We start from the raw sequence: 13,244 nt of genomic DNA on the forward strand, positions 1-13,244 counted from the left end.
ATGATACAAAAAAAGAAATTATGGATGATAGAAAATGGATTTTGGGGTATGATGATAGCAAAGGAAGTGGATGTCTGTGCGGATTATAGGAAATGAGCAGGAAATTGAATGGGCGAAGGAAGCACTGCGGAATCAATGTAACGATTGTCCCTACTTGGACTGCTGTAATGAAAAGGCGAAAGAGGAGTCAAAGCAGTGTGGAACGGTTCGGTTTGGCTGCCGGGAGTATCTGAAAGAGAAGATTGAATTCGTAGTAGAAAAATAGATGTAGTATTTTGAACAAATATAAACACCATATATAGTATAAGCCTGAATTGACATGAGGAATATCTTGTGCTAGTATACTGATATAGTTTATTTTATGCACACCCTTTTTGGGGAGTTTCGGGATTCATAAGAATCTCCAAACTTACAGGAAACAGCAGGAGCTGATTCCTGGCATAAGTAGTTTATGTTTGTAGTGAGTGTCACGGTATGCCTTTTTTGGCTGCGTGGCACTTTTGTTTTTTCAGGAAGAAACCAGACTTTTAAGAATGAACAGAGAAAAGACTCTCTTTTCATTCTTTTTTTGTGCTTACATTTAGGTTTCGGCATAGTTGCATGCCACAACCAGCTTCGGCTGTTGATGGATAAATATTATTTTAAGAAAGGTGGAATAAGAACATGAATGAAGCAAGAGTGTATGCAGATGGATTTGAGAGATCCTTTGCAGAAGTAAAAGATCTGCTGGAGTTTCTGGCAGAGAGAGGAAGAAATGCCAAATGGATCAGAAAGCCAACGAATACGTTACGGCTGGCACCACTGGAAAAGGAGGCTCAAAATCTGGATGCGGCAGATGCATCCATGGAAGAAATTTTGGAGGATACAGAGAAGAATACGCAGCTTATACTGAAAATGAGAGGAGAATCCTATCCGGTACGTGACTGTGCCATCCGCACCATTTTAAGCCGCGCAGGTGTCAATGGAGACGGGCTTCGCAAGCTGGATAAGGCAACATATGCGAAGGTAGTCAATTACTGCCTGCGGGTTGCAAAAGGGGATGCCCTGATTAAGATTGCGGACGGAAAGGTTTCCGCAGTACATGGCGGGGATAAACATGATTATTGCATCCTTGATATGAAAGCCATGTTTGAGACAACCTGCGAATATCTGAATCTGAATTTCAAAGGCAGTGTTTACATGGAGGGCTCTGGTATCTATGACCATTCCATTGTATCTGCCATGTGGAAGCTCGGAGGAAGTCAGGAACTTCTGGATACTTACCGAAAAGCACTGGATGCACACGGAATGGATGAGAAGATCCTGTCACCGGCACTTCGTTTTACCACATCTGACGTGGCAGCGAGCGGTGCAAATCTGTATCCGATGCTTTTGACAGACGGACCAAACGGCGTTATCAGTCTGGGAAGTCCAATCAAGCTGGCTCACGATAAAGGGGCAACGATTCTGGACTTCCGGAAAAATCTGGAGCAGGTATGCGCCCGCTATGTGGATGCGATGAAGAATCTTACTCAGCTTATGGACATTGAGATCCGTAATCCGGTGAACTGCCTGAAGCTGCTGATGAAGGAACTTGGCATTAAACAGAAGATCCGGAATGAGGTGGTGGAGCTATTTGTATCCCAGAACGGGGAAGGTGCCTGTACGGCACATGATCTTTATTATGCCATGAATGAAGCCTCCTTTTTTGCAGCCTGTGAAGGAATGTCCGGACAGGGCATCCTGAAGCTGGAGGAGGATATTACGAAGGCGCTTATAAAAGACTGGAAAAAATATGACGTTTATGGAGCAGTCAAATGTTAGGAGGAATTGGAATGAATAACAAAGCAGAGTATACACCGGAAAAGGTTGTGGATATCAGTAACCTGTCAAGAGAAGACTGGTTGGAATACCGCAAAAAAGGAATCGGCGGCAGTGATGTAGCGGCAATCATGGGGATCTCTCCATTTGCCACTATCCGGGATCTGTTTTACAACAAAACAGGTGTGCAGCCGGTCATTCAGGAGGAAGAGGAAAGCAACTGGGTTGCCAAGGAAGTCGGACACCGGCTGGAAGATCTGGTGGCAGAAATCTTTTCCAAAAAGACCGGACTGGAAGTATTTCCGGTACGTGTCATGTTCCGGCATCCATTATATCCGTTCATGCTTGCAGATGTGGATTTTTTTGTTCGTATGCCGGATGGGACATTTGCGATTCTGGAATGTAAAACCTGCAATTATAATGCGAAAGATAAGTGGGCTGATGAGGGTATTCCAGCTCATTATGTGCTGCAGGTAAGGCATTATCTGTCTGTGATGAATATGCAGAAAGCCTTTATCGCATGCCTGTATGGAAATAACGAGAATGAGTTTGTGTATCGCACCATTGAGCGTGATCTGATTGAGGAAGAAGACATCATTGATCAGGAAACGTATTTCTGGCAGGAACATGTATTGAAAAATGTAGTACCGCCGCATAACGGGAATTCCGATCTGGTTCTGGCAAATATCCGTAATTATGGTGGTTTTGCAGACAAATCTATTCCGGAAATTGTGCTTTCCGGTCTGGAATCAAAAAATCTTGAGAAGTATCTTACCCTTTCGGAGGAAAAGTCACAGTTGGAAAAACGGAAAAAGGAAATCGAAGCAGAACAGCGGGCAATCAGTGTTCCTTTTGTGGAACAGCTGGGGCAGGGCTGCAAGGCAGTGCTGGAGGACGGTACGAACCGTTACCGTATTACCTATAATCCGACCAGACGTACTTCGGTTGGGAAAGACCAGATGGAGAAGCTGAAAAACCAGCATCCGGATATCTATGAGGAATATACAAAAACAACGGAGAGCCGTACTTTCCGAATTAAGAAGGAGGCGGCGTAATGAGAAAACTAAATGAACGGATGCGGGTAAAAAGCTGGAGGGATATAAACAATGAGGTGCAGATTTAAACATAAGATTTTCCGGAATGAGGAGAATGGGTATACGATTGCCATATTCACCACACAGGATACGTCTGTCCCCCTGTCAGCCAGAGACAAATATCTGGCATCCCGGAATATCATCGGCTTCTCAGCGATTGGATTCGGTCTTCCGCTTACAGACGAGATTGAGCTTGAGATGGAAGGCAGATGGGAGAGCGGGGAGCATGGAACCCAGTATCAGGTGGAAAATTTCATGGAGGTTGTACCACGGACAAAGGAGGGTATCTTAGGATACCTTTCTTCCGGTGCAGTCAAAGGCATCGGTCCCAAGATGGCAGATACTATTTTCCGGAAGTTTGGGCTTCAGACGTTGGAAATCATGGAAAACAGTCCGAAAGAACTTTTAAAGATCCGTGGGATTTCCGAGAAGAAGCTTTCTGCTATTGTGGAGTCCTATGGAAAAAACCAGGTGTTCCGGGAACTGATGACGTTTCTGGCGCCTTTTAAGGTGACACCCAAAAAAGTGAATATGATTCTGAAGAAATTCGGAAATGAATCGGTGGATATTATCCGGCACCGCCCTTACATGCTGAGTGCAGTCAAAGGCTTCGGGTTTCTGACTGTGGATGCGATCGGAAGACAGTGCTGCTGTGCACTCAATGATCCCATGCGGATATCCGGGTGCATCGGACATATCATGAATCAGGCAATGAAAGATGGACATCTGTTTAAGCAGCGTCAGGAGGTTATCAGGGAAGCACTGGAAATGCTGAACCGGGATCTGCAGGTCATGGCAGTATCGGAGCAGGATGTCAGTCAGGTGCTTTACCGGCTGGTGCTGCAAAAAAGCATTGTAGTGGAGGAAGAACGGATCTATTCTATCCGGCAGTATGAAGAAGAAACGCAGACTGCTTCCATGATAGCGAGACGGCTTTTGGAAAAGCCGGTTCCGTTGTCCATTGAACTGGAGCTGGAAAAGGCACAGAAGACACTGGGGATCACGCTGTCAGAAACACAGAAACAGGCAGTGCGGATGGTGTTTGCACATCCCATCAGTATTATTACCGGAGGTCCCGGAACCGGAAAGACAACGGTTCTCAAGGTGATTCTCTATATCCATCAGGCGTTATGCAGGTCAGAGGTACAGCTTATGGCTCCGACCGGACGTGCGGCAAGACGTATGGTGGAGAGTACCGGCTGTGAAAATGCATCCACGATGCATCTGGCCCTGGGGCTTTTGGGAGATGATACGGATTTTGAACCGGATTTTGAGTACCTGTCTGCCGGATTTTTAAATGTAGATGAGGTGTCCATGGTGGACATGCATCTTGCCTATGAATTTTTCCGGCGGGTAAGCAGACATGCCAGAGTCCTTTTAGTCGGGGATAAGAACCAGCTCCCATCGGTAGGAGCCGGGGATGTGTTCCGGCAGATGATTGCCTGCGGGCTGATTCCGGTCACGGTACTGGATCTGGTTTACCGACAGGGCGCTTTGAGCAGCATCCCTTATAATGCAAAACTGATGCAGGAGAATAAGACTAATCTGAGCTTTGGGGAGGATTTTCAGTTCATTGCCTGCAAAGGAGCAGATGAGGCGGCAGAGATTGTCCGGAGGATTTATCTGGACGAGATTGCAAAAAACGGCATGGATCAGGTACAGATCCTGACTCCGTATCGGAAACGCAGTGCTGCCGGAGTGGATGAATTGAACAAATCTCTGGAGGATTTTGTAAATCCGCCAATCGCAGGGAAGAAGGAACTGCATATCGGCAGTCAGGTGTTCCGGGTTGGCGATAAGATTTTACAGAATAAAAATACCGAGATGGCGAGTAACGGCGATCTGGGCAAGATACTGGACTGTATCACGGATGAGGATGGAAATGCCAGGGCAGTGATCGGATTCCCGGACGGGCGGCAGGTGCAATATGAAGCTGACCAGATGGAAATGCTCGAACATGCCAACGCAACAACCATCCATAAGGCACAGGGTTCCGAATGTCCGGTTGTCATCATCCCTTGGGTAAAAGCCTTTTATATGATGCTGAAGCGCAATATTCTCTATACCGGAGTGACCAGAGCGAAAAGCAAGGTTTATCTGGTAGGGGAATGGGCTGCAGTCTGTCAGGCAATCCATACGGATGACAGCGGGACAAGGAACACCATTCTGAGTGAGCGGATCGTACAGTATTACGATCAGTATCAGAGTGAACAGAAACCGGAAATGGAGCAGTTAAAACTTGTTGTTTAAAAATATTTTTCAATTTTTGAAATAAGCGGACTATTACTCTTATATAGGGGAACGTCTGCTTTTCTAAATGAAAGGAGCAGAGAATGAAAGAATTATTGTATAAGAAATCAGAGGCAGTTGCCGCTTTAAACCGTGTGGATGGCTTCCATCCGATGGAACTGGCAAGAAAGATTGGAGAAGAAGGGCAGGAGGAGCAGCTTTATCTGGATGTGAAATACCGGAAGCTCTGGTTTCGTCTGGTCAATCCTGCAGGAAAGATCATCAGCCGGATTATCACTTTCACAGAGAATATGGCAGTTGTGGAAGCACGTATCTATCTGGATAAATGTGATCAGGAAGACAATTATGTAGCCAATTCCTTTTCACAGAAATTCCGGAGCGATGATCCGAAGTTTGGAGACAAATTTCTGGAAATGGCGGAAACAGCAGCCGTAGGAAGGGCATTATCGGATGCTGGATATGGTGTGCAGTTTGCGGATGTGGGAGAGGAAAATGATCCTGCACAGGTAGATGCCGGAATTCCATATCAGAATCCACAGATGCCGGATTCAGATGCCATGGCAAATGCTGCCATGTCGGATTCGGGTGTCATGCCAAAGGCGGCTATGCCAAATTATGGAGAGATGTCAGGCCAGTCGGAATATGCAGGTCAGCAGATGATGAATCAGTTCTATCAGCAGGCACAGGCGGCGGGAAGCACCATTTACCATGGCAGTGGACAAATGCCTGGCTACGGTTCCGCTCCGGCTGCCTCTACGCCGCCAAAGACCGGACAGATGCTGCAGGGAGCATTACAGAATCTGGATACGTCCCTTCCGGTAGAAGAACTGATGAAACACATGAACTATGAAATGGCAGTCGGGACTGTGATTCCGGGAAAGGGAAAATACGGCGGAAAGACCATGGGACAGGTGGCAGTTGAAAGCCCGTCAACGATCCAGTGGTTTGCCGAGCAATATTCCGGACCGAACAATCTGGTTCCGGCGGCAGCAAAGGTAATTTTACAAAAAGCAATGCCGATGGCTGGTTAAGGAAGAACCCCGCAGAGAGCTTTTTTCTGTGGGGGAAAGGAGGAAGAGACCGGGATGTATTATGATATGTCTGGGTTTGATTATGGAATACTGGATGTGGTGCAGGTGCTGCATCTCAGAAAGCGGCGGGGAAACTATTATGACTGCCCGTTTTGTGGAGAGACGCATGGAAAACTCAATATCAATGTGGAAAAGAATGTATTCCGGTGCAACCGCTGTGATGCGTCCGGGGGGATGCTGAAGCTTTATGCGGATTTGCACAATGTTACACTCTCCGAAGCAAATCAGCAGATCCGGGAAGCATTAGGAAAAGGAGAATACCGGACGGATTATATCAAAGCAACGCCGGTACAGGAAGAAAAGGCAACGGCAGAGCTTGCACCCATAGAGGAAATCCATCGGACGTATCAGAGAATGCTGTCCATGCTCACGCTTAACAGGAAGCATCAGGAGGATCTGCAAAGACGGGGATTAAAACCGGAACAGATCGAAGCACAGCGTTACCGGAGTGTCCCGCTGTTTGGAATGAAGAAGCTGGTCAAAAGGCTGGCAGAAGAAGGATATAGGGTGAAAGGCGTGCCGGGATTCTACCGGGATACAGACGGAAACTGGACGATTAACTTCAAAGCAGAAAACTCAGGAATCCTGATTCCCATAGTTTCTTTGGACGGGTTCATCCAGGGTTTTCAGATCCGGGTAGATCATGTGACTGACACGAAAAAATATATCTGGCTGTCCAGTGTCAATTATGACCAGGGAGTTTCCTCTGGAAGTCCGGTACATGTCATCGGTGATCTTCATGCTGAACGAGTCTATTTGACAGAAGGGGCGTTAAAAGGAACTATCGCCCATTATCTATCCAGTGCGACCTTTGTATGTGTTGCCGGAGTGAATCAGTATCGGAATTTAAAACCAGTGCTGGAACGGATGAAAGGTTATGGGATGAAACAGCTTTTGGAGGCGTATGACATGGATAAGAAGATGAAAGTAGCCTGTAATCATCATGACAGTAAGTGTGCGGTCTGTTTTGAGCGTTCCCCTGTTATCTGCCAGCATAAGGCGGAGAAACGGAGGATTATCCAGAACGGTTGCAATAAGGTCTATGAAATCTGCCGGGAGCTTTCCCTGCCGATGAACCGGATGGTCTGGGATATGGACGAGAGCGGGGAGTGGAACGGGAAACACAAGGGGATTGATGACTATTTAGCCGCCATCAAACAGAAGGAAGGAGCCGGGGCACAGACTTCGGCTCTTCCGAAAGGAGAATAATCATGAGAAAAAAAGGAAATACGGTTCTTGCAGGACTCATTATCTGCCTGTTGCTTGTTTTTCTCGCAGCGGCAGGAAAACTCTTTGGTGCTTATCTGAAGTATCAGAAAGGGGACGTAAGTTACGAGAAACTGCAGGAATATGTTCAGGAACCAGAGGAAGAAGAATCACCGGAGCCTGAGAAAGAAAAGGAGGAACCTAAGAATAGGTATCTGGAAATTGATTTTGCAGGTTTAAAAGCGGTTAATCCGGATGTCATAGCGTGGATTCAGATTCCGGCACTGGATATCAGTTATCCAGTGGTACAGGGGAAAGATAATGCATATTATCTTCATCACCTTTTTTCGGGAGAATCCAATATCAACGGGAGCATCTTTGTGGACTGCCATAATCAGCCGGACTTTACGGATCAGAATACGATCGTGTACGGGCATAATATGAAAAACGGGAGCATGTTCGGAACTCTGGATAAGTACCAAGACAAAGAGCTATTTGAACAACATCCGGAGTTTTATCTCTATTTGCCGGACAAGATCCTCAAGTATCGTATCTTTTCCTGCTATGCGGGAAGAACCGGAAGTGAGGGATATAGGTATCATTTCCCGGAAGCGGAAGATTTTCAGACGTTTCTGGATACGGTGTCTTCTTATAGGGATTATGATACCGGCACCGAGCTGTCGGCAACGGATCGGATAGTTACGCTGTCTACCTGTGTCAATTCCAGACGGAATTATCGCTATCTGGTACATGGAAAATTAAGCAGTGAGATCATCACAGAGGAATAAAAGAATCGTGCTGGTGTGAGAAGAAATTTCTTATGCCAGCTTTTATTATGGGAGGAAATGTAATGGGAACAGCATTGGTTATGGAACATGCAAACGCACTGGCACAGATGATAGTCAGTGAAAAGGACAAGTTATTTGATGAAAGAGTGGAGGCTCTTGTAAAACTTTATAGAAGGGCGGAATTTTATCTGAAGCAGGGATTTCTGGAGAGCATCGTCTGCGAGTTCCATCGGAAGAAAGTGGAAATGATTATGCAGGCGGAAACAAAAGGAGAGATTACGGAAATACTGAAGTTATCAAAACCGCATTTTGACGGGAAAAAATTTGTCTATACCTCTCCGTATGCTGTGGAAGAGGAAGAGCTTCTCCTTTGGTCTCTGACATCACTGCAAGGTCCACTCCGGGATGAAGGGTATCGAAGATATCGGGAATTATTTGAGAAGTGCCTGCCGGAGATGGCAGAAAAGATTCCGGCGTAGAACAATGGCATAACAAAGGAACGAAAAAACTATCTTTTATTTTACTGTAATTTCACTCTTTATTGAATCTGCAATACTTTACAAAGTTTTTTACGGAAAAATGCTTCGGATTAATATACTTAACACCAGTATCTATCAGCTTAAATTTTGAATAACCAAACACCAGTGTTTCATTATTCACAAAAATCGTCATCTATCCAGAAAGCAGGTAAAATATGTTCACAATAATCAGAGTATTTTCTGCATTCAATACATTCTTCATCTAAAGAATCTACGCCGACATAATGAATATGATAATCTACAGTATCGTTTACAAATCTTTCAAGGAAGATGTTCAAAACAAAGGCTACTCTATCATCACAATAAACATAACCAATTAAATTCTTATGAATGATACAGTAAACGAGATAAACACAGCGTGTATCAACGATGCAGTTGAAATTGTATCCAGATTAAAGCCTATTTATACTTTAAAGCATGCACGGAGACAGCAAGAAGACCTATTCCTGTACGGAAGAGGTCTTCCTGTCCTTATACTAAAGTTAATTGGTATGCTGAAGTCCCGCAAAAGCAACATTTAATTTACCTCCAGATTACCGCTTTTAAGAGATAGATAATCGGAACTTCCGCTAAGCAGATAGAAAAAATATTCCCCTTTTTCATCTGGTGAGAAACTATATTTTCCACTCAGTTCATCGAACACTTCTCCTTCATACATTATCCCGTCTTTTACATAACCGATAATCAAATCTTGGGATACTGTAATGTCTGATTTATATTTATCAAACGAAATGACTATATTATCTTTATCAGTTAGTTCCCATCCCTTTCCATTGTCTTGTGTAAGTACACAAAGTGAATTGTTGATTAGAATTATTTCTGGAATGATATACATTTCATCTGATTTATCAGTAGGAATCTCTACTATTGATGATGGTATGAAATTAGGCATCAGACTGCTTTTAACAATTCTGCTTTCAGGAAATTCTGATGAAGATTTGGCTAATTCCTCAATATCAACAACTTTCCCCTTTTCATTGGTATATACACCGTCTTTTAATATGATGTAGCTTCTATCATTGGTTTCTGTCCCGATTAAATGTCGATTGCTGTCATCAATTAAAGCCGATGTTAACAGATGACTGATTGCAGCATATACAGGCATACACAAAAACACTGAAACCACAGTTACAATAATTGCAGTTCTATAAGTGAACTTTAAAGGCTTATGTTTTGAAGCTGTTTTACAAAATACATTTTGACGTATCTTTTGTTTGGAATATTTTTTCAGTATTTTATTGCAATCATGAAAATACACTTCCTCAATAAAAGATTCATCAATTTCACTCATTAACTCATTCAAAGAAAATTTTACAGTCTTCATATCTAAATCCCTTCTTTTCCATTTTTAGTTTTAATTTTTTACGTCCGCGTAACAGTTTGGATTTTACTGTAGATTCTTTTAATCCGGTTTCTTCTGCTATTACAGCGATTGTCTTAGTGTAATAGTAGTACGAGATAAAACATTTTCTTTCGTCAACTGATAGTTCATATATGCTTTCTTTTAAGCATTTGATTACTTCTTCTTTTAACGGCCCGTATTCAATATGTTCGTTCGTTCCAACCTGAAACGCATCTTCGTAATTTTCAAAATGCATCTTAGAGGTTTTTCGTAATGCGTTTTTTGCCATGTTTCTTGCGATTGTTCCTAAATAGGGTTTGAATGTGCTGTAGTTATCTGTATCTAAATCTGCACTGTAATTCCATAGAGCTACAAAAACATTAGACACGACCTCCTCCTTGTCTTCATATGGCAAAGCACTTCCAATAATATTCTCGACTATGTATACAACATATCTGTAGTATTTGTTCATACATATTTTTAAAGCGCGCTCATCTTTATTTTTTAGTTCGAGCATCAGTTGTTTCTCATCTATGTTAAATAACATGCTTCTACCTCATAAATTCAGTGAATACTATAGCAGTGGTTTAATAATGGGAATGTGTATTTTCAAAAAAGGGAACCGAGAAACCAAGTTAAAAAGCTTCAATTAAAATCAGGATAAGTACTCACCAGCACTTGAAATATTTTCCACTATTAAAATGTAATAGAAAATGATTTGATTGTAAAGGCATCAGAGGACAGATTAGTTACCATGCCGTAATAGTAATCTGTTGCCTGTGTCGTAAATCCTGAACGCAAACCACTTGCTGTAATCTCACGCACAAATTCTGATGAAGGTCCAGCTACGTATGCGCGTACTCTTGAACGATGAAAAGCAGAACGGCTCAAAGTGTAATTTATAGTTATGTATCTGCCGCTATTACAATAAAGTCCCATACTGTTATTTGATGGTGTTAATATGGCGACTTCGCCATTTTTCAATGTGATTCCGCGCCAAGTATATCGGGCATATGCATTTGGAATAACACCTTCTTCAACAACTTTCTGCAGGCTTTCGTCAGCAAACACAGTGTACTTCCATTCAATCATATTAGGGTCATCTGTAAGCGGCTCTGCTGCAAAAACATTAACACTTAGCGACAGCATCATAACGAGTGTTAGGATAAAACTGATTATTTTTTTATAAGCCTTCATATATGTACACGACTCCTTTCCAAGGTTCCCTTTGTAATAAGATACACAGTAAATATTGTAACGGTTGCATTTATTTAAAAGGGCGTGTGAAAAAACGAGAGTTTTTTCATGCGTCCTTTTGCTTATGGTTATAATAATAGTTATATTGCATAAAAAAGGGTATAGTTCCCCTTACCCCATAAGAATGCTATTATGAATTCCTATGCGGCAGCTACAACTTTTTTCTGTTTGTTGTGATATTTATAAAGATTGTGTCCGATAGAAACGAGAAATACCTCAAGCAATACAGATTTTATTCCTCTTCGGACAATTCTTTTGTACCACCGGTCGTTTTTCATGATACCAAAGGTACCTTCTGCCTGAATGGATCTGTTCATCCTTAGAAGCGCTCCCTGGATACTTTCGAGATTTTCTATCACTTCCTGATGCATCGCTGTAAGTTCGCGGTTGATCCGAACAGTACGGTTTTTGTCTGTCTTTTTACATTGTTCTGCGTATGGACAGCCGGAGCAGTCTTCACACTGATACACTTCTTCCTGTCGCCCATACTTGTTCCCTTTTACGTTTTTTCGATACTGAAGATAAAAGTTTTTCCCGTTTGGGCAACGCATGATTCCGTCTTCCCCGATTGGAAAATTTACTGCACGAAATGGATCTTCATGATACTTCTTGTTAGTAGTCTCTTTCTTGAACATGGGAAACTTCATATATTTTTCTATTCCTTGCTGTTCACAGAAGATGTAATTGTTGTAAGAACCATATCCGGCATCTGCTACGGGGTACTTCGGATAGAAGCCATATGTAATATAAAACTTGTTCATTAATGGAATAAAACAATCCATATCTGAGCGATACTGATTTACATCAACAACAGCAATGTATTCATCTGCAACACCGACCTGTACATTATAAGCTGGAAGCAACTGGTCATTTCCCATATAGTCTGTCTTGATTCGCATAAAAGTGGCCGAATGATCTGTTTTTGAGTAGCTGTTGCGATCTTCTCCACAGATTTTGATTTTTTCCACGTATTCTTCCAACTTAGCAGCATACTCTTTGAGTTTCTCATAATGACGTTGCTGTGTAGTTTTGCGATGTCCCCTACCATGAACAAACATTGCTTCATTAATCTGCCAGACTTCTGCATACTGTTCAGCAGCTTCCTTCAGATACTTTGGTGCGTACTCACTATTGATACAAAGTTTCATACCTGTACATGAAAGTTCCTCATTGATTTCTTCAAAGAGTGTAGTGATCTTACCAAAGAGACGGTATCTGGATTTTTCGGTTGCTTTTTTCCATACCCAGGAGTATTTATTCGCATTTGCTTCAAACTTGGATCCATCAATGTATAGATGTTGAAGATCCACATGCTCTGTCTCGAAGATTTTTTTGTTTATATCTTGAAATATTTCTTCAATGGAATCAGCAAGTACTTCGTTGATGAAGTAACCGAAAGTACGGTAAGAAGGTGCTTGATGATCCATAAGATACATGAAGCGGAGATTGATTTTACACTGATCCTCCAGTTCACGCAATGATATATAGCCATTCGCCATAAATCCAAACAAAACTGTTTTCAGCATGCTGACCGGGTCATATCTGAGTCTTCCTGTATCATGTTGAGGAATATTTTTCAGATATTTCTCCAGTTCGATTTCTCCCATAAATCTATCAAAAGTCAGCACTGGATCACAGATGTCCAAATAATCTTGAATTAGCATTGGCAAAACTGCCTGTTTTGGGTTAGAATAGATTATGTTATTAATTTTCATTGCAAGTTAATTATAACAGAAAGAAAGACCTTGAGTTCATTATAAACTCTTGGTCTTTCTTTTTTGGGGGACTATTCTTTTTTCACAGTCCCTTTGTTTTTTGAATTTTTTGATTGGTAAAATAAGAAAATGGATTATAAAGAGTTGCACTCTAGGTACCTC

At 42.5% G+C, this 13,244-nt stretch carries 12 protein-coding genes; 7 read left to right on the forward strand and 5 right to left on the reverse strand.

What is annotated here, in order from left to right; all coding sequences use genetic code 11:
* Positions 1-663: 663 nt before the first annotated feature.
* The 7 genes from N5B56_RS06685 to N5B56_RS06715 all read left to right on the forward strand — a co-directional run bounded on the left by N5B56_RS06685 (position 664) and on the right by N5B56_RS06715 (position 8,708).
* Complete coding sequence (locus N5B56_RS06685) at positions 664-1,803, forward strand: transposase (RefSeq protein WP_117887977.1); 1,140 nt, start codon at positions 664-666, stop codon at positions 1,801-1,803.
* 11 nt (positions 1,804-1,814) lie between these two features.
* A complete protein-coding gene (locus N5B56_RS06690; RefSeq protein WP_259320787.1) occupies positions 1,815-2,855 on the forward strand; it encodes a YqaJ viral recombinase family nuclease in 1,041 nt (346 codons plus the stop codon).
* Positions 2,856-2,906: 51 nt separating this feature from the next.
* On the forward strand, positions 2,907-5,144 hold the full coding sequence (gene recD2 / locus N5B56_RS06695; RefSeq protein WP_118427047.1) for an SF1B family DNA helicase RecD2: 2,238 nt from the start codon (positions 2,907-2,909) through the stop codon (positions 5,142-5,144).
* Between the two features lie 83 nt (positions 5,145-5,227).
* Positions 5,228-6,175, forward strand: a complete 948-nt coding sequence (locus N5B56_RS06700) for a hypothetical protein (RefSeq protein ID WP_260978626.1) — start codon at positions 5,228-5,230, stop codon at positions 6,173-6,175.
* A 54-nt stretch (positions 6,176-6,229) separates the two neighbouring features.
* The gene (locus N5B56_RS06705; RefSeq protein WP_117887980.1) at positions 6,230-7,444 is read left to right on the forward strand and encodes a CHC2 zinc finger domain-containing protein; all 1,215 of its coding nucleotides are present in this window, start codon (positions 6,230-6,232) and stop codon (positions 7,442-7,444) included.
* A 2-nt stretch (positions 7,445-7,446) separates the two neighbouring features.
* A complete protein-coding gene (srtB, locus tag N5B56_RS06710) occupies positions 7,447-8,229 on the forward strand; it encodes a class B sortase (RefSeq protein ID WP_117887981.1) in 783 nt (260 codons plus the stop codon).
* Between the two features lie 62 nt (positions 8,230-8,291).
* On the forward strand, positions 8,292-8,708 hold the full coding sequence (locus N5B56_RS06715) for a hypothetical protein (protein WP_020436703.1): 417 nt from the start codon (positions 8,292-8,294) through the stop codon (positions 8,706-8,708).
* 173 nt (positions 8,709-8,881) lie between these two features.
* On the opposite strand, the gene N5B56_RS06720 is transcribed toward N5B56_RS06715, so the two are convergent.
* The 5 genes from N5B56_RS06720 to N5B56_RS06740 all read right to left on the reverse strand — a co-directional run bounded on the left by N5B56_RS06720 (position 8,882) and on the right by N5B56_RS06740 (position 13,082).
* Complete coding sequence (locus N5B56_RS06720) at positions 8,882-9,046, reverse strand: hypothetical protein (protein WP_005333386.1); 165 nt, start codon at positions 9,044-9,046, stop codon at positions 8,882-8,884.
* Between the two features lie 239 nt (positions 9,047-9,285).
* Positions 9,286-10,092 carry a hypothetical protein gene (locus N5B56_RS06725; RefSeq protein WP_005333388.1) on the reverse strand — a complete coding sequence of 269 codons (807 nt, stop codon included), beginning with the start codon at positions 10,090-10,092 and terminating at the stop codon, positions 9,286-9,288.
* Positions 10,064-10,657: an RNA polymerase sigma factor gene (locus tag N5B56_RS06730; protein WP_020436704.1), complete on the reverse strand. Its 594-nt coding sequence runs from the start codon at positions 10,655-10,657 to the stop codon at positions 10,064-10,066. The genes N5B56_RS06725 and N5B56_RS06730 overlap by 29 nt, the downstream gene beginning before the upstream one ends.
* A 149-nt stretch (positions 10,658-10,806) precedes the next feature.
* The gene (locus tag N5B56_RS06735) at positions 10,807-11,307 is read right to left on the reverse strand and encodes a hypothetical protein (RefSeq protein WP_020436705.1); all 501 of its coding nucleotides are present in this window, start codon (positions 11,305-11,307) and stop codon (positions 10,807-10,809) included.
* A 200-nt stretch (positions 11,308-11,507) separates the two neighbouring features.
* Positions 11,508-13,082: an IS1182 family transposase gene (locus N5B56_RS06740; RefSeq protein WP_260978627.1), complete on the reverse strand. Its 1,575-nt coding sequence runs from the start codon at positions 13,080-13,082 to the stop codon at positions 11,508-11,510.
* Between the last annotated feature and the right edge of the window lie 162 nt (positions 13,083-13,244).

This window comes from Eubacterium album, assembly GCF_025336545.1.
GTDB lineage: Bacteria > Bacillota > Clostridia > Lachnospirales > Lachnospiraceae > Eubacterium_U > Eubacterium_U album.